Annotated in this window: 12 protein-coding genes; 8 read left to right on the forward strand and 4 right to left on the reverse strand. The window is 68.0% G+C overall.

Annotated elements, in window-relative coordinates; translation table 11 throughout:
* Window positions 1-8 precede the first annotated feature (8 nt).
* The 5 genes from NUW50_RS04520 (at window position 9) to lpdA (ending at window position 8,722) form a co-directional block, all read left to right on the forward strand.
* Entirely contained in the window at window positions 9-3,869 is a 3,861-nt protein-coding gene (locus tag NUW50_RS04520; protein ID WP_258287873.1) for a YhdP family protein, read from the forward strand.
* Between the two features lie 90 nt (window positions 3,870-3,959).
* Window positions 3,960-5,021: a tRNA preQ1(34) S-adenosylmethionine ribosyltransferase-isomerase QueA gene (gene queA, locus NUW50_RS04525; protein ID WP_258287874.1), complete on the forward strand. Its 1,062-nt coding sequence runs from the start codon at window positions 3,960-3,962 to the stop codon at window positions 5,019-5,021.
* Between the two features lie 117 nt (window positions 5,022-5,138).
* A complete protein-coding gene (locus NUW50_RS04530; protein ID WP_258287875.1) occupies window positions 5,139-6,416 on the forward strand; it encodes an MFS transporter in 1,278 nt (425 codons plus the stop codon).
* Between the two features lie 93 nt (window positions 6,417-6,509).
* A complete protein-coding gene (locus tag NUW50_RS04535; RefSeq protein ID WP_258287876.1) occupies window positions 6,510-7,079 on the forward strand; it encodes a DUF924 family protein in 570 nt (189 codons plus the stop codon).
* A 248-nt stretch (window positions 7,080-7,327) separates the two neighbouring features.
* Window positions 7,328-8,722: a dihydrolipoyl dehydrogenase gene (gene lpdA, locus NUW50_RS04540; RefSeq protein WP_258287877.1), complete on the forward strand. Its 1,395-nt coding sequence runs from the start codon at window positions 7,328-7,330 to the stop codon at window positions 8,720-8,722.
* A 34-nt stretch (window positions 8,723-8,756) separates the two neighbouring features.
* Here the strand turns inward: lpdA and NUW50_RS04545 are convergent, their stop codons facing one another.
* The 4 genes from NUW50_RS04545 to NUW50_RS04560 form a co-directional block, all read right to left on the reverse strand.
* Entirely contained in the window at window positions 8,757-9,110 is a 354-nt protein-coding gene (locus NUW50_RS04545) for a rhodanese-like domain-containing protein (RefSeq protein WP_258287878.1), read from the reverse strand.
* A gap of 139 nt (window positions 9,111-9,249) precedes the next feature.
* Window positions 9,250-12,573, reverse strand: a complete 3,324-nt coding sequence (locus tag NUW50_RS04550; RefSeq protein ID WP_258287879.1) for a VWA domain-containing protein — start codon at window positions 12,571-12,573, stop codon at window positions 9,250-9,252.
* Between the two features lie 89 nt (window positions 12,574-12,662).
* Window positions 12,663-13,691: a betaine--homocysteine S-methyltransferase gene (gene bmt / locus NUW50_RS04555; RefSeq protein WP_258287880.1), complete on the reverse strand. Its 1,029-nt coding sequence runs from the start codon at window positions 13,689-13,691 to the stop codon at window positions 12,663-12,665.
* Between the two features lie 190 nt (window positions 13,692-13,881).
* Window positions 13,882-14,196 (reverse strand): DUF1476 domain-containing protein, encoded by a 315-nt coding sequence (locus NUW50_RS04560; RefSeq protein WP_258287881.1) that lies wholly within the window; start codon window positions 14,194-14,196, stop codon window positions 13,882-13,884.
* 226 nt (window positions 14,197-14,422) lie between these two features.
* Between NUW50_RS04560 and purC the strand changes: the two genes are divergently transcribed.
* The 3 genes from purC to NUW50_RS04575 all read left to right on the forward strand — a co-directional run bounded on the left by purC (window position 14,423) and on the right by NUW50_RS04575 (window position 16,576).
* Window positions 14,423-15,184 carry a phosphoribosylaminoimidazolesuccinocarboxamide synthase gene (gene purC, locus NUW50_RS04565; protein ID WP_258287882.1) on the forward strand — a complete coding sequence of 254 codons (762 nt, stop codon included), beginning with the start codon at window positions 14,423-14,425 and terminating at the stop codon, window positions 15,182-15,184.
* 26 nt (window positions 15,185-15,210) lie between these two features.
* A complete protein-coding gene (purS, locus tag NUW50_RS04570; protein ID WP_258287883.1) occupies window positions 15,211-15,450 on the forward strand; it encodes a phosphoribosylformylglycinamidine synthase subunit PurS in 240 nt (79 codons plus the stop codon).
* 88 nt (window positions 15,451-15,538) lie between these two features.
* Window positions 15,539-16,576: a zinc-binding dehydrogenase gene (locus NUW50_RS04575; protein ID WP_258287884.1), complete on the forward strand. Its 1,038-nt coding sequence runs from the start codon at window positions 15,539-15,541 to the stop codon at window positions 16,574-16,576.
* Window positions 16,577-16,670: the final 94 nt, after the last annotated feature.

Here is a 16,670-nt window from a genome sequence, read left to right on the forward strand (position 1 = left end):
CCGCTGGCATGGAGGAGGAACCGAAGGACACCGGCGGCGAAGCCCGGGCCAGGCCGGCCGAGGGGGCATCCGGCGGCGACTCGGCGGAACCGCTTCTGCTGGGCGCCGAGTCGCGGGTCGATGACAGCGGGGCAGGGGACCCGGGGCCGGACCGACTGCCGGTCTTCGTCAGCTGTCAGGCCGCCGCCAAGAGCGACGAGGCGTCGGTGCCGGTCTTCGTCAGCACGCAGGTTGCCCGCACGGCTGAGGCCGGGGGCTGTGCCGGGACCGATGGCCAGGAGCCCGCCGCAGACACCGAGCCGCCCGAAACAGAAGCACCCGCGACGCCGCACCCGGATGCGGCGGCAGAGGCGTCCGGCAGCGGTGATCCGCCCTCCGAGGTCGAGGCGGCGACACCGAACCTGCTTGCGAAACACCCCGAACCGGGCGCTGCCCCGATGGTGCTGTCCCCCGCGATGCGGGTGGCGGGGCGACCGGCCTCGGCGGCGCCGGTGCAGGCCGATCCGGCCCTGCGGCTGGCCGAGTCGCCGGAGCCGCGCCGGGGCCGCCGGCGCAACGCCCCGGTGCCCGATCCGGACGCGCCTGCAATCCGGCCGCAACGCAGTCGCGCCCATCGCATCGCCCGCCACACGGTCCGTCACGGCTGGCGCTTCGTCGTGCTGTGGAGCATCGCGGCCTTCGCCTTTGCCGTGGCCTTTGCCCTGCTTGCGGCGCTGGCGCTCATCGACCGGCCCGTGACCCTTCCGGGCTGGGTCGCGCATCGGGTCGAGACGCAGATCAACCGGGGTCTCCCGGCCGGGCATATCTCGCTGGACCGGATCGAGATCGAGCTGGAGCGCGGCGAGGTTCCGCAGGTGCGGCTGAAGAATGTCGGCATCTTCGATGCAAGCGGCGCCGAGGTGGCGCGGCTGAACGAGGTCGGCGCCGGGTTCGATCTGCCGGGGCTGGTCCGGGGCGACCTGATTCCCGATGCGCTGCGCCTTTCCGGGGCCCAGATCACCGTGCGGCGCAAGCGCGACGGCTCGCTTGACCTCAGCTTCGGCGATGTCGCGGCCGCGGGCAGCTCCGGGTCGGCGGCGCGGATGCTCGAGACCATCGACGAGATCTTCGCCGCGGGTCCGCTGAGCGAGATCGAGACCATCGCGGCCAGCGAACTGACCATCACCCTGGAGGACGCGCGCACCTCGCGGCTCTGGCAGGTCACGGATGGTCGGCTGTTGTTCAGCCAGACCGCCCGGCAGATCGAGATTTCGGTGGCGTTCGATGTCTTCAACGGCACCGAGGATCTTGCCTCGACCTCTTTCACGTTCCATTCCGACAAGGGCACGCCGGCGGCCGAGATCGGGGCGGCCTTCTCGAATGCCGCATCGGGCGACATCGCGCTGCAATCTCCGGTGCTGGCCTTCCTCGGGGTGCTGGACGCGCCGATCTCGGGGGCGCTCCGGCTGTCGGTCGGTGCCGATGCCGAACTGACCGACTTTGCCGGGACGCTCGAAATCGGGGAGGGGACGCTGACCCCGGGCGAGGGCGCCAAGCCGATCCGGATCGACCGCGGCAAGGCCTATTTCACCTTCGATCCGGCGCGGCGGCGGATCGACTTCTCCGACCTCTCGATCGCCAGCGACGCGCTGGAGGTGCAGCTTTCGGGGCAGACCTATCTGCAGGACCTGGGCGAGGACGGCTGGCCGAATGCCTATGTCGGCCAGTTCCGCCTGCTCGACCTGGTGGCGCGGGCCGATGACTATCTGCTGGCGCCGCTGCATTTCCATGACGGGCTGGCGGAACTGAAGCTGGTGCTGAATCCGTTCCAGCTCAGGGTCGGCAAGCTGCGGCTGCGGGACGGCGACAGCACGATCCGGCTGGCCGGATCGGTGACGGCGACGGCAGCGGGCCCCGACTTGGCGCTCGACGCCACGATCGACAGGATATCGACGGCCCGGCTGCTGGAACTCTGGCCGCCTGAACTGATCCCCAAGACCCGGGCCTGGCTGGGCAAGAACCTGCTGGCCGGGAATTTCACCGATGCGCGGGGCGCCTGGCGGCGGGCGCCGGGGCAGGCCGACCGGACCATGCTGGGGGCCACCTTCAATGCCGCAAGCATGCGCTTCATGAAGACCATGCCGCCGATCACCTCGGGCAGCGGCTATCTGAGCATCGACGGTGACCGGATGGTGGTCCGCGCCGACACCGGCCTGGTGCAGGCCCCCGAGGGCGGGGTGCTCGACATCGCCGGAACTGTGTTCGTCGTTCCCGACATCCGGGTCAAGCCGGCCCAGGGCGAGATCTCGCTGGCGGCGCGGGGGCCGATCCCGGCGGTGCTGTCGCTGCTGGATCAGAACCCGTTCCGGGTCATGCAGAAGGCAGGGCGGCCGGTGGCGCTGGCCGAGGGGCAGGCCGACCTGACCGCCGATATCTCGCTGCCGCTGATCGCGGTGATCGGAAAGGACGACGTGACCTATTCCGCCAGCGGCAGCCTGACCGATGTGCGCTCGGACAAGATCGTGCAGGGCCGGATGATCACCTCCGACAAGCTGTCGGTCGCCGCCGATGGACAGACCCTGACCATCGACGGCAAGGCCCGGTTCGGGGCGCTGCCGGTGGATGTGACCTGGCGCCAGGGCATCGCTCCGGGCGATCCCGGCACCGGGCGGCTGGATGGCCAGGTGGAGCTGAGCCAGACCTTCATGGAGGAATTCGGCATCGACCTGCCCCCCGGCGCGGTGCGCGGCAAGGGCACCGCCAAGGTCGAGATCGAGACCGGCAGCGGTGCACCGACCTTCCGGCTGACCTCGGACCTGCGGGGGCTGGCGCTGAAGATCGAGAGCATCGTCTGGACCAAGGCGGCGGCCGCCAAGGGCAGGCTCGAACTCTCGGGGAGTCTCGGCTCGCCGCCGAAGATCGACAGGATCGTGCTGGAAGGCGGCGGCCTGACCGCCTCGGGCAGCATCGCGCTGAAGGCCGACGGGCAGTTGGACGAGGCGCGGTTCGACCGGGTCCGGCTGGGCGGCTGGCTGGATGCGCCGGTGACCCTGCAGGGCCGGGGCCGCGGGGTGCAGCCGGGGGTTTTGGTCCGGGGCGGCAGTCTCGACTTCCGGCGCGCCGCCTTCGGCGAGGGGGCGGGCGGCTCGGCGGGCGGGCCGGTCTCGGTCCGGCTCGACCGGCTGTCCGTGGCGGACGGGATCACGCTGACCGGGTTCAACGGCGAATTCAGCACCCGTGGCGGCTTCAACGGAAAGTTCACCGCCAGGCTGAATGGCGGCGGTGTGCTGAACGGGACCGTGGCGCCGCAGAACGGCGGCACCGCGTTGAGGGTGATCTCGGACAATGCCGGGGATGTGCTGAAGGACGCCAATCTGGCCAAGAGGGTGCGCGGCGGGGCGATGGAGCTCATCCTGATCCCCACCGGGCGCACCGGCATCTATGACGGCAGCCTCACCGCCAAGAAGGTCCGTATCCGCGGCACCCCGGCGCTGGCGGAACTGCTGAACGCGGTGTCGATCGTCGGGCTGATGCAGCAGCTGAACGGCGACGGCCTTGTCTTCGACAATGTCGAGGCGCGGTTCCTGCTGACCCCGAACGCGATCAATTTCACCCGTGCCAGTGCCATCGGCGCCTCGCTGGGGATCTCGGTCGAAGGCAGCTACACGCTGGGCTCCGGGGCGCTCGACCTGCGCGGCGTGTTCTCGCCGCTCTACCTGCTGAACGGGATCGGGCAGATCTTCGGCAAGAAGGGCGAAGGGCTGTTCGGCTTCAACTACCGGGTGCAGGGAACCAGCGAGAACCCGAAGGTCTCGGTCAACCCGCTGTCGATCTTCACGCCGGGGATGTTCCGCGAGATCTTCAACACGCCGCCGCCGGAGATCAAGTAGGCCGCGACAGGGCCCGGCGTCCGGGGGGCTTGCCTAACAGCGTCCGGAATGGTTGGAGGGGCCAGCCCCCGCTGCCCAGAGGCCTGCCGCATGCTGCTTTCGGATTTCGATTTCGACCTGCCCGAGGGGCTGATCGCCACCCGGCCGGCCCGGCCGCGCAGCGCGGCGCGGTTGCTGGTCGCGGGCCGCTCCAGCCTGTCCGACCGGACCGTCGCGGACCTGCCCGAGGTCCTGCGCCCCGGCGACCGGCTGGTGCTGAACGATACCAAGGTGCTTCCGGCGCGGCTGGTTGGCAGCCGCCGGCGCACCGGCGCCCAGGGCACCGCCGAGGCCCGGATCGAGGTGACCCTGCTCGACCCGCTGGCCGAAGCCGAAGGCTGGTGGCGGGCGCTGGTCAAGCCGCTGAGAAAGCTGCGCGACGGCGAGGTGGTACGCTTTGCCGCCGGCCTGTTGGCGCGGGTCGAACGGCGCGAGGAGGGCACCGCGGTCCTGTCGTTCAACCTGACCGGCGCCGATTTCGACGCGGCGCTGGACAAGGCCGGGATGATGCCGCTGCCGCCCTACATCGCGGCCAAGCGCCCGGCGGATGCGCAGGACCGGCAGGACTATCAGACCCTCTGGGCGGCCCGGCCCGGCGCGGTGGCGGCGCCGACGGCCTCGCTGCATTTCGATGCCGACCTGATGGCGGCGCTGGCGGCGCGCGGGGTCGAGACCAGCCGGGTGACGCTGCATGTCGGGGCCGGAACCTTCCTGCCGGTCAAGGTCGATGATGTCTCGAAACACCGGATGCATGCCGAATGGGGCGAGGTGACCGAGACCGCCGCCGCCGAGATCGCCGCCACCCGCGCCGCCGGCGGACGGGTGATCCCGGTCGGCACCACCGCGTTGCGGCTGATCGAAAGCGCCGCCGCCGCGGGCGAGATCGCGCCGTTTCGCGGCGAGACCGACATCTTCATCCGGCCCGGCTATGACTTCCGCATCACCGACGCGCTGATGACCAATTTCCACCTGCCGAAATCGACCCTGCTGATGCTGGTCTCGGCGCTGATCGGGACCGAACGGATACGGGCCATCTACGCCCATGCGATCGCCGAGGGCTATCGCTTCTTCTCCTATGGCGACGCCTCGCTTCTGCTGCCTGGAGAGCCCTGAGACCGGCGCCGATCGGCGGCCCCGCGGACAGTTGGCGCGGGCAGGCCGGAAAGTGTCGCAATGGACAGGTAATCCGGGCCGGGCAAGGCGCTAGAAGCGCCGAAACGGAGGCAGCGAATGCTACAGGTTCTCGGAAGTTCGTGGGCATTGCTGCTGGGCATCCTGCTCTTGATGATCGGCAACGGGTTGCAGGGCACTCTGCTGGGCATCCGGGGCGAGATCGAGGGATTCTCGACCTGGGAAATCTCGATCGTCATGTCGGCCTATTTCGTCGGCTTCCTGATCGCCAGCCGGGTCACGCCCGACATGCTGCGCCGAGTCGGGCATGTCCGGGTCTTCGCGGCCCTGGGAAGCTTCATCTCGGCGGTGCTGGTGCTCTACCCCGTGGTGGCCGATCCCTGGGCCTGGACGGTCCTGCGGGCGATCATCGGGTTCTCCTTCTGCGGCGTCTACATCACCGCCGAGAGCTGGCTGAACAATTCGGTCGCGAACGAGAACCGGGGCAAGGCGCTGTCGCTCTACATGCTGGCGCAGATGGTCGGGATCATCTCGGCCCAGGGGATCCTCTCGGCCGGTGATCCGTCCGGCTACATCCTGTTCATCATTCCCTCGGTCCTGGTCTCGATCTCCTTTGCGCCGATCCTGCTGTCGGTCAGCCCGGCCCCGGTGTTCGAGACCACCAAGCCGCTGGCAATCCGCAAGCTGATCGAGATTTCGCCGCTGTCCTGCATGGGGATGTTCCTGCTCGGCGGGGTCTTCGCAGCGCAGTTCGGCATGTCCTCGGTCTGGGGCGCCAAGGCCGGGCTGTCGATCGGGCAGATTTCGGTCTTCGTCTCGGTGATCTACGTCGGCGGTCTGGTGCTGCAGTATCCGATCGGCTGGATTTCCGACCGCACCGACCGCCGCCGCATGATCCTGATCCTGGCAGTTCTGGCCGGGTTCGGCGGGCTGATTGGTACATTCGCCAACGGGATCTTCGCGCTCTGGCTGATCTCGGGCTTCCTGCTGGGCGGGCTGTCGAACCCGCTCTATGCGCTCTGCCTGGCCTATGCCAATGATTACATGGAGCGCGAGGACATGCCCGCCGCCAGCGCCGGCTTCCTGTTCATCAACGGGGTCGGGGCGATCTTCGGCCCGCTGCTCACCGGCTGGATGATGGATGGTTTCGGCACCTGGGCCTATTTCCTGTTCATGGCGGTGCTGATGTTCGCGCTGGCGGGCTATGCCGCCTGGCGAACGACCCAGCGGTCGCGCAAGGGGATCGTCGCCGAGACCGGCTATGTCGCGGTCACGCCCTCGGCCACTTCGGTGGCGGTCGAGGCGGCGACCGAAGTGTTCCTCGACATGGGGGACGACAAGCCCGAGGACGAGGGGCCTGGCGCGGGTGATGCATAGAGCCCGCACCCGGGCCGGGTAAGGAAGACCCGGCTTGATGGGTCAAGGCACCCGTGTCAGGCTGAACTTGTGGCGGAGCAGGGAGTCATGGTCATGACAACACCCGAAGACGTGCTGGCCTTCTGGCTGGATGAAACCGGACCCAAGGGCTGGTATGGAGGCGGCGCCGCGCTGGACGCGGAAATCCGCGAGCGGTTCGAGCCGGTCTGGCAGGCCGCCATGGACGGTCATCTGGGAATGTGGCTGACATACCCTACGGGGGTTCTGGCCTATATCATCGTGACCGACCAGTTCTCCCGCAACATGTTCCGCGACACCGCTGCGGCCTACAGTTCCGACCGGCTGGCACGCTGCGCGGCGCAGGCGGCGCTGGATCAGGGCTTCGACCTCAAGATCGACCCGCCGGCCCGGCAGTTCTTCTACATGCCCTTCGAGCATTCCGAATCGCAGGCCGACCAGGACCACGCCGTGCGGCTGATGAAGACCCGGATGGATTCCGAGGAACTGCTGCTGCACGCCCGCGCCCATCGCGAGGTGATCCGTCGCTTTGGCCGCTTTCCCTATCGCAACGCCCATCTGGGCCGCGCCACGACCCCGGCCGAGCAGGTCTTTCTCGACGCCGGCGGCTATCGCTTCGCGCTGAACGAGGTGAAGGCGGCATAACCGATCCCCGGTCCACAGCGCCGGCTGCGGCGCGCGCCCCGCGAGTCCAATGGACGGGACCGGCGGGCGGGTTGCCCGTGCGGAAACCCGACTGCGGGCTTGATCGCGGCCCGCTGGCATCGCAGGGTCGGGGCAGGGCGGCCAGCCAGAGCCATGCGCGACGGGTAGATCGGCCTTGCCGGGCCGGGGCGTTGTCGGGCCGGTGTAGATAGTTTAACGTTAAACGACCTTGGAACCGGGAGGATGGAATGGCATCTCAAAGCTTCGACCTGATCGTGATTGGCGCCGGGCCCGGGGGCTATGTCTGCGCCATCCGGGCGGCACAGCTGGGCCTGAACGTGGCGGTGATCGAGCGCGAGAACCTCGGCGGCATCTGCCTGAACTGGGGCTGCATTCCGACCAAGGCGCTGCTGCGGTCCTCCGAAGTGTACCATCTGATGCACCGGGCCAAGGATTTCGGGCTGAGCGCCGGGGAAGTCGGCTTTGATCTCGACGGGATCGTGAAGCGCTCGCGCGGGGTGGCCAAGCAGATGGAAGGCGGGGTCAAGCACCTGCTGAAGAAGAACAAGGTCACCGTGGTGATGGGCGAGGCTGCCCTCGCCGGGCCGGGCAAGGTCTCGGTCAAGGGCGAGAAGGGCACGGAAGAACTGACCGCCCGCAACATCGTGCTGGCCACCGGCGCCCGGGCGCGGGAACTGCCGGGGCTCGAGGCGGATGGCGACCTGGTCTGGGCCTATCGTCACGCGCTGGTGCCGCCGCGGATGCCGAAGAAGCTGCTGGTCATCGGATCGGGCGCGATCGGTATCGAATTTGCCAGTTTCTACAACACCATGGGCGCCGAAACCACGGTGGTCGAGGTGATGGACCGGGTGCTGCCGGTGGAGGATGCCGAGATTTCCGCCTTCGCCAAGAAGCAGTTCGTCAAGCAGGGCATGACGATCCTGGAAAAGACCACGGTGAAGAAGCTGGACCGGGGCAAGGGCAAGGTCACGGCGCATCTCGAAGCCGACGGCAAGACCACCACGGCAGAGTTCGACACGGTGATTTCGGCGGTCGGCATCGTCGGCAATGTCGAAGGGCTGGGCCTGGAGAAGGCCGGGGTCAAGATCGACCGGACCCATGTGGTGACCGATGAATTCTGCCGCACCGGGGTCGATGGGCTGTTCGCCATCGGCGATATCGCGGGTGCGCCCTGGTTGGCGCACAAGGCCAGCCATGAAGGCGTCATGGTGGCCGAGTTGATCGCGGGCGGCCATCCGCATCCGATCAAGCCCGGCGCGATTGCCGGCTGCACCTATTGCCAGCCCCAGGTCGCAAGCGTGGGCATGACCGAGGCCAAGGCCAAGGAAGCCGGTTTCGAGGTCAAGGTCGGGCGCTTCCCCTTCATCGGCAACGGCAAGGCGGTGGCTCTGGGCGAACCGGAAGGGCTGGTCAAGACCGTTTTCGACGCCAAGACCGGCGAGCTTCTGGGCGCCCATATGGTCGGCGCCGAAGTGACCGAGCTGATCCAGGGCTATGTCGTCGGCCGGACGCTGGAGACCACCGAGGCCGAGCTGATCGAGACCGTGTTCCCGCATCCGACGCTGAGCGAGATGATGCACGAATCGGTGCTCTCGGCCTACGGTCGGGCGATCCACATCTAGGGGGGCCGGGCGCCCCGCCGCCCGATCACCGGGATCAGTCGCGCTTGCCGCCGGCACGCAGCCAGTCGCCGAGGCCGCCGATGTTGTGAACGTTCTCGTGTCCCAGGTTGCGCAGCACTTCGACTGCGCGGCCCGATCTCATGCCCGTGGCGCAATAGACCGCCACCGGGTGTCCGCAGGCCAGCCTCTCGTCGAACCCCGCCGATTTGGGATCACAGCGCAGCCCGATCTCGCCCAACGGGATGCAGAGCGCACCTTCCGCCTTGCCGCTGATCGCGATCTCGTCCGGACCCCGCACGTCGATCAGCACGATCCTGCCCTCGCGGGCCAGGGCGACCGCCTCGGCGGGGCTCATGTCGGATCGGGATTTGCGCAGGAACGCGAACATCGTGGAGACTCCGGTTGGGGCGGCTCCAATGCCGCAGCCGGCACATAACATTCAAGAACTCGAATGTTAAGGCGGGGGCGGAACCGGGGCCGGGCTTGCGACAACCTGCCACGGCCCCCGGAGCGCGCCGGCCGGATGTCTATTCGACGGTCAGCGGGCGTGTCGCGATGACCCCGCGGCCCTGTCCCAGCACATAGCGCAACTCGTAGCTGCCGGGCTCTTTCGGCAGCGGCACCGCCAGTGGCTGGCCGTTCCGCGTATAGGCGAAGGTCAGCTTCTTGTCCGAGCCCGGCACCGCCACGGCGATATAGTCATTGGCGTAGTTCGGCCCCTCCCACTCGACCATCAGCTTCTCGCCCAGCTTGACGGTCGCCGGAGCGGTGAGACTGGCCGAGAGCGGGCTCAGCGTGATCGTCCTGCTGGCCAGCACCTGGTCGGGCTTGCCCTGGCCGACATAACGGATCTCGTAGGTGCCTGCCTCGACCGGCATCAGCAGCGGCAGCGGCGATCCCTGGCGGCTGTAGGTATAGCTGAAATAGTCGTTCGGGTCGGCGCCGGGCAAGGAGACCGCGATGAAGTCGTTGCGGTTGTCGGGGCCGCTCCAGGTGACCTGGATCGTTTCTCCGGCCACCGCCTCGGTCGGCGCGGACAGCGAGACCTCGGCCGCCACCACCTCGATCTTCCGTGAGGCCAGCACCTTGTCGGGGCGGCCCTGCGCGACATAGCGCAGCTCATAGGTGCCGGGGGTCAGCGGCATCGTCACCTTGGCCGGGCTGCCGTTGCGGGTATAGGCGTAGTTCTCGTATTTGTTCGGATCCTCGCCGGGACTGGCAACGCTGACGAAGTCGTTCCTGTTGCCCGGTCCGGTCCAGGCGATCTTCACCTCGCTGCCGGCGATCACGGTCTCCGGTGCCTCCAGCGTCGCGCCGACCTCGACCACCGAAATGGGCCGGGAGGCCAGCACCTTGTCGGGGCGGCCCTGCGCGACGTAGCGCAGCTCATAGGTGCCGGGAGTCAGCGGCATCGTCACCTTGGCCGGGCTGCCATTGCGGGTATAGGCGTAGTTTTCGTAGCTGCCTGCATCGGCGTCGGGCTTGGCGACCGAAATGTAGTCGTCCCGGTTGGCCGGTCCGTCCCATATGACCTTGACCTCGCTGCCGGCGCCGACTTCTTCGGGTGCCTCCAGCGTCGCGCCGACCTCGACCACGGTGATGGGCCGGGTGGCCAGCACCTTGTCGGGCGAGCCGTTGGCGACATAGCGCAGTTCATAGGTGCCGGGGGTCAGCGGCATCTTCATCTTGGCCGGGCTGCCGTGGCGGGTGTTGCTGTAGTACTCGTAGCTGCCGGCATCGGCGTCGGTCTTGGCGACCGAAATGTAGTCGTTCTGGTTGTCCGGTCCGTCCCAGATGACCTTGACCTCGCTTCCGGCGCCGACCTCTTCGGGCGCTTCCAGCGTCGCGCCGACCTCGACTACGGTGATGGGTCGGGTGGCCAGCACCTTGTCGGGCGAGCCGTTGGCGACATAGCGCAGTTCATAGGTGCCGGGGGTCAGCGGCATCTTCACCTTGGCCGGGCTGCCGTGCCGGGTGTAGCTGTAGTGCTCGTAGCTGCCCGCATCGGCGTCGGTCTTGGCGACCGAAATGTAGTCGTTCTGGTTGTCCGGTCCGTCCCAGATGACCTTGACCTCGCTGCCGGCGCCGACCTCTTCGGGCGCTTCCAGCGTAGCGCCGACCTCGACCACGGTGATGGGCCGGGTGCCGATCACCCGGTCGGGCGAGCCGTTGGCGACATAGCGCAGCTCATAGGTGCCCGGGTCCAGCGGCATCGTCACCACGGCGGGATTGCCGTGCCGGGTGAAGGTATAGGCTTCGTATTGCCACGGCTCGGAATCCGTCTTCGAGACCGAGATATAGTCGTTCTGATTGCCCGGCCCGGTCCATGTGACCTTGACCCGGCTGCCGGCCCCGGCGCTGTCGGGCGCCTCCAGCGTGGCTGAGATGTCGGTGACGGTCAGCGGCTGGCTTGCCAGAACCCGATCCGGCGAGCCATGCGCGACATAGCGCAGCTCGTATTCGCCGGCCTCCAGCGGCAAAGTCAGCTCGAGCGGATTGCCGTTGCGGGTGTAGGTATAGGTGACATAGGTCCCGGCGGTCTCGCCGGGCTTGGCCACAGAGATATAGTCGCTGGGATAGTCCGGGCCGTCAAAACCGACCTTGAAGGCCGAGCCGGCACCACCCGAGGCCGCCGCGTCCAGCGTCACCGCGAGATCGGTGACGGTGATCGGGGCGCGGGCCAGAACGATGTCGCCGCGTCCGGTGATCGAGGCGACATAGCGCAGCTCGTACTGGCCGGGGATCAGCGGCATGATCAGATCGGTCGGCGCCCCTTCGGCGGCATGGCGGTAATTGGCGTATTCGTAATCCTCGCGGTCCAGCGCCGCGACGGAAATATAGTCGCCGCCATCGGTATCGGGGTCGGCGGTCCATTCGACCTTGATCGTGGCGCCGATCGGCGCCTCGGCCGGACCCGAGATGGTGGCCTGCGGCAGCAGTTCCGGCAGCACCAGCCGCACGGTCATCGGCACGGTGCCGGGGCGGAAGGAAGCTTCAGCCGTCGCCTCGTCGGCGAGACGCAGCACCGAAACCGTGTAATCGCCGGGCAGGAGCTGAAGTTGCGGGTCGGCATCCGAGCCGTCGTTCTCGATCACCGCGCCCTCGGGGCCGGTAACGGTCCAGATCAGCCCGTCGCCGATCAGCGGCCCGGTTTCGCTGGCGACATGCGCCTCGAAACTGACGGTCACCGGTTGCGGGGCCACGGGCTCGGGCGGTGCGGCGGCCACCTCTGTCAGCGCATCGGCCAGGGTGGCGGCATCCTCGGCGGTCAGGAACTTGCCGCCGGTCTCTTCGGCGATGCAGCGCATCTGCGCCATCGCGGTGACATCGCCGGCGACATCGAAGCCGACGACATGGGCGGTGAAGTTCACCCCGGTCTCTTCCAGGATTTTCGCGGCGGCGCAGGGATCGGGGTTGCAGGTCTCGATCCCGTCCGAGACCAGAATGACGGTGGCGGCGTTCTCGGTGAACTTGAGCGCCTCGGCCGCCGCGATGACGGAATCGGTCATCGGGGTCTTGCCCTTGGGCTTGATCGCCTCGACCGCGGCCCGGATCGCGGCGCGGGTGTCGGGGCCGGGTGCGACGACCGTCTCGATATCCGAACAGTCGCCCTTCCTGCGGTGGCCATAGACCGTCAGGCCCAGGTTCTGGTCGGCGGGCAGGTTGTCGAGCAGGTCCGCGACCACTTTCTGCGCGATGGTGATCTTCGCCACCCCGTCGATCTGGCCCCACATCGAGCCCGACCCGTCGAGGACGAGGATCGTGTCGGCACGATCCTGTGCCAGGGTGGGGGCGGCGGTGAGGCCGACCAGGCAGGCCATCAGGCAGGCGGCGAGGCGCGAAAGGAACATCTGGAAATCTCCGGTCAGAATTGCCGGAGGATAACCTGTCAGCTGACTTTGCGTAAAGCCCTTCGCCGTGGCGAGCCGCCGCGCTGCCCTCAGCGGCGGCGCTGGCTGGCGCGGGTGCGCTTCGGGCCGTCGTCGTTCAGCCCGTCGTTGGCCGAGGAGAAACCGCCCAGGGCGGCGGTGATCGCCTCCAGCGTCGGGCGGCCGTTGGTGGGCCGGGTCTCCAGCGCCTCGCGCATCAGGCGCAGGTGCTCGGGCGTGGTGCCGCAGCAGCCGCCGATGATCCGGGCGCCCGAATCCCGGGCCAGAACCGCGTATTCCGCCATCAGTTCCGGGGTGCCGTCGTAATGGATATGGCCATCGACGTATTTCGGGATTCCGGCGTTGCCCTTGGCGATCAGCGGGCGCTCGGTCCCCTGGGCGACAAAGCCCAGTACGGTGCGCAGCAGGTCCGAGGCGCCGACGCCGCAATTCGCGCCGAAGGCGATCGGCGGGTAGGGCAGGGTCTCGACCATTGCGGCCATGCCGGTCGAGGTCATGCCCATCATGGTCCGTCCGGCCGTGTCGAAGCTCATCGTGCCGCACCAGGGCATCCCGGCCAGGGCGGCCGCCTCGCTGGCAGCGCGGTATTCCTCGGGGGCCGAGATCGTCTCGACCCAGAGCAGGTCGACGCCGCCCTCCTTGAGCCCGTCGGCCTGCTCGTGGAACATCTCGACCGCATCGGCATGGGTCAGGCTGCCCATCGGCTCCATGATCTCGCCGGTCGGCCCCATCGAGCCGGCGACGATGACCTTGCGCCCGGCCTTGTCGGCGACTTCGCGGCCCAGTTCGGCCGCGACGCGGTTCAGCTCGCGGACCCGGCGCTGGTGATCGTGCAGCTTCAGCCGGGCGGCATTGCCGCCGAAGGAATTGGTCAGGAACAGATCCGACCCGGCATCGACCGGGCCCTGATAAAGGGCCAGGATCCGGTCCGGGTGATCGACATTCCAGAGTTCCGGCGGCTCGCCGGCCTCCAGCCCCATGTTGAAGAGCGTGGTGCCGGTGGCGCCATCGGCCATCAGCCAGTCGTGGCTGGCAAGGGCTTGGGTCAGGGCGTCGTCGGTCGGGGCGGAACTGGACACGGGTGAATACTCCACTCTGCCGGGGCATCCGGCGGGAAGCGGCGCGTTGCGATGCCGGGGCAAAGTCAGAGGCCGCAGGTTGGTCGTCGGGTCAGGGGGGCGGCAGGCCGGGAGGCGCGTGCGGCGGGGCGGCGTATTGCCCGCCCCGGCGCCCGATCGTCCGGTAGCCCGCCAGGGGCCCGAGGCTGGCTCAGGCCTCGTCCATCAGCTGGGCCTTCGCGGTGGCCAGAAGCTCGACCATCTTGTTGCGGATGGTGTCGTCGTCGGCCTTGCCCGCCAGATCGTTCTTGATCTTGCGGAACACGTCGGCATCGCCGGCTTCCTCGAAATCGGCCTTGATGACTTCCTGGGCATAGGCCTGGGCTTCCTGGTCGCCCTTTCCCATCAGCTCGGCGGCCCAAAGGCCCAGAAGCTTGTTGCGGCGGGCTTCGGCCTTGAACTGCATTTCGCTGTCATGGGCGAACTTGTTCTCGAAGGCGTTTTCGCGGTCGTCGAACGTGGGCATCGCTGTGTCCTTTGGCTGGGCGCGTCTGTGCCCCCATATGCAAGGCCGGGGCCGATCCCGCAAGGGGCAGGGCGGCCCGGCGACGAAAATCCGGCCCCGATCCCGGTCGGGCAAGGGGGCGGGCCGGTGCTTCGGTGCCTGCACGGCTCTGCCTTGCGGCACTGGGGTATCCGCGATAAAGCAGCCGCGACGGGCAGTGCCCGCCGCCCACCTCCCGGGAGAGACCATGGCGCGCCGCAAGAAAATCTACGAAGGCAAGGCAAAAATCCTTTACGAAGGCACCGAGCCGGGCACCTTCGTGCAGTATTTCAAGGATGACACCAGCGCCGGCGACGGGGCCAAGAAGGCCCAGATCGACGGCAAGGGCGTGCTGAACAACCGCCTGAGCGAGTTCTTCATGACCGGGCTGAACCAGATCGGCGTGCCGACCCATTTCATCCGCCGCCTGAACATGCGCGAGCAGCTGGTCCGCCAGGTCGAGATCATTCCTCTGGAAGTGGTGGTCCGCAATGTCGCGGCCGGCTCGATCAGCAAGCGGCTCGGCATTGCCGAGGGCACGCCGCTGCCGCGCCCGATCGTCGAATACTATTTCAAGGATGACTCGCTGCACGATCCGATGGTCAGCGAAGAGCATGTCATTGCCTTCGGCTGGGCCAGTCAGCAGGACCTCGACGACATCATCGCGCTGGCGCTGCGGGTGAACGATTTCCTCTCGGGCGTCATGCTGGGCGTCGGCATCCGGCTGGTCGATTTCAAGATCGAGATCGGGCGGATCTGGGAAGGCGATTTCATGCGCCTGGTCGTGGCCGACGAGATCAGCCCGGACTCCTGCCGCCTGTGGGATATCGAGACCGGGCAGAAGCTCGACAAGGACGTGTTCCGCCGCGACCTGGGCAGCCTCTCCGACGCCTATACCGAAGTCGCCCGCCGGCTGGGCGTGCTGCCGACCAACGTGACCCATTCGGTCAAGCCGACGGTCATCAACTGAGATTCTGACAACGGAAGACCCCTAGGATGAAAGCCAAGGTAACGGTGATGCTGAAGGCGGGGGTTCTGGACCCGCAGGGTGAAGCGGTGCGTCATGCGCTCGGGTCGCTGGGCTTCGCGGGGGTCGAGAAGGTCCGCCAGGGCAAGGTGATCGAGCTTGATCTGGCCACCACCGACAGGGCCGAGGCCGAGGCCGAGGTGACGGCGATGTGCGAGAAGCTGCTCGCCAATACGGTGATCGAGAGCTACCAGGTCGAGATCGGCTGAAAGTCCCAAGCGCGCCGCGCCATGCCGCCGTGCTTGACTCGCCGCGCCCCGCGCGCAACCCATGATCTGCACAGATCGGGGAGGCATCATGCGCGCAGCGGTTCTGAAAACCTATCGTGAGGATCTGGAACTGAAGGAGGTTCCCGATCCGGACTGCCCGCCCGATGGCGTGGTGTTGGAAGTCGCCGCCTGCGGCATCTGCCGCTCGGACTGGCATGGCTGGAGCGGTGAGCACCCCCGGGTCAAGCCGGGACAGATTCCCGGCCACGAATACTGCGGCACCGTGATCGAGGCCGGAAAGGACGCGCATTACAAGGTCGGCGACCGGTTGGTGGCGCCCTTCATCCTGGCCTGCGGCTCGTGCCCGTCCTGCCAGTCGGGCCACCAGAACACCTGCCCGAACCAGCGCCTGCCCGGGTTTGTCGAGCCCGGCGCCTTCGCGCAATACATCGCCGTGCCGTTCGATCACAATCTTGCCCGGCTGCCCGAAAGCCTGACGCCGGAACTGGCGGCGGGGCTCGGCTGCCGGGTCACCACCGCCTGGCATGCGCTGACCGGCCGGGCCGCCCTGGCCGGGGGAGAGTGGCTGGCGGTGCATGGCACCGGCGGCATCGGCCTGTCCTGCCTGATCCTCGGCAAGGCGCTCGGCGCCAGGGTCGTGGTCGTCGACGTTGTGCAGGAGAAGCTGGACCATGCACTGGGGCTTGGCGCCGAAGCGGCGGTGAACGCGCGCGACGGCAATGTTGCCGAGGCGATCCGCGAAATCACCGGCGGCGGCGCCCATGTCAGCGTCGAGGCCCTGGGCATCCAGCAGACCGCCAATGCCTCGCTGGAATGCCTGCGCCCGATGGGCCGGCACGTCCAGGTCGGGATGCCGATCGGCCATACGGCGGTCATGGAGATCAACATGAGCGCCATCTACATGAAGAACCTCGCCGTATTCGGCACCCGGGGAATGCCGTCCTGGCGCTACCCGTCGCTGTTGTCGCTGATCGAGGCGGGCCGGGTCGATGTGCGGCCGATCGTGTCCCGGCTGGTGCCGCTCTCGGGGGCCAGCGCCGAGCTTCGTGCCTTCGACGGGCCGACGGCGCCGGGCACCGCGGTCATCACCGATTTCCTGAACTGAACGGCTGAAACCGCGCTGCCATCCGGGGCGGCGGGTGACAAATGCCGTCACGGCAGGCTTGGGGCTGGACAGGGCGCGCCCGGGGCGGGACAGT

The sequence above is a fragment of the Frigidibacter sp. ROC022 genome (assembly GCF_024723735.1).
GTDB lineage: Bacteria > Pseudomonadota > Alphaproteobacteria > Rhodobacterales > Rhodobacteraceae > SLM-1.

Bases quoted from the DNA above. Each gene is read 5' to 3' on its own strand.
- NUW50_RS04530 (WP_258287875.1), top strand. From the start codon at position 5,139: ATGCTACAGGTTCTCGGAAGTTCGTGGGCATTGCTGCTGGGCATCCTG.
- queA (WP_258287874.1), top strand. From the start codon at position 3,960: ATGCTGCTTTCGGATTTCGATTTCGACCTGCCCGAGGGGCTGATCGCC.
- purC (WP_258287882.1), top strand. From the start codon at position 14,423: ATGGCGCGCCGCAAGAAAATCTACGAAGGCAAGGCAAAAATCCTTTAC.
- NUW50_RS04560 (WP_258287881.1), bottom strand. From the start codon at position 14,196: ATGCCCACGTTCGACGACCGCGAAAACGCCTTCGAGAACAAGTTCGCC.
- NUW50_RS04545 (WP_258287878.1), bottom strand. From the start codon at position 9,110: ATGTTCGCGTTCCTGCGCAAATCCCGATCCGACATGAGCCCCGCCGAG.
- purS (WP_258287883.1), top strand. From the start codon at position 15,211: ATGAAAGCCAAGGTAACGGTGATGCTGAAGGCGGGGGTTCTGGACCCG.
- NUW50_RS04520 (WP_258287873.1), top strand. From the start codon at position 9: ATGGAGGAGGAACCGAAGGACACCGGCGGCGAAGCCCGGGCCAGGCCG.
- NUW50_RS04575 (WP_258287884.1), top strand. From the start codon at position 15,539: ATGCGCGCAGCGGTTCTGAAAACCTATCGTGAGGATCTGGAACTGAAG.
- NUW50_RS04550 (WP_258287879.1), bottom strand. From the start codon at position 12,573: ATGTTCCTTTCGCGCCTCGCCGCCTGCCTGATGGCCTGCCTGGTCGGC.
- NUW50_RS04535 (WP_258287876.1), top strand. From the start codon at position 6,510: ATGACAACACCCGAAGACGTGCTGGCCTTCTGGCTGGATGAAACCGGA.
- lpdA (WP_258287877.1), top strand. From the start codon at position 7,328: ATGGCATCTCAAAGCTTCGACCTGATCGTGATTGGCGCCGGGCCCGGG.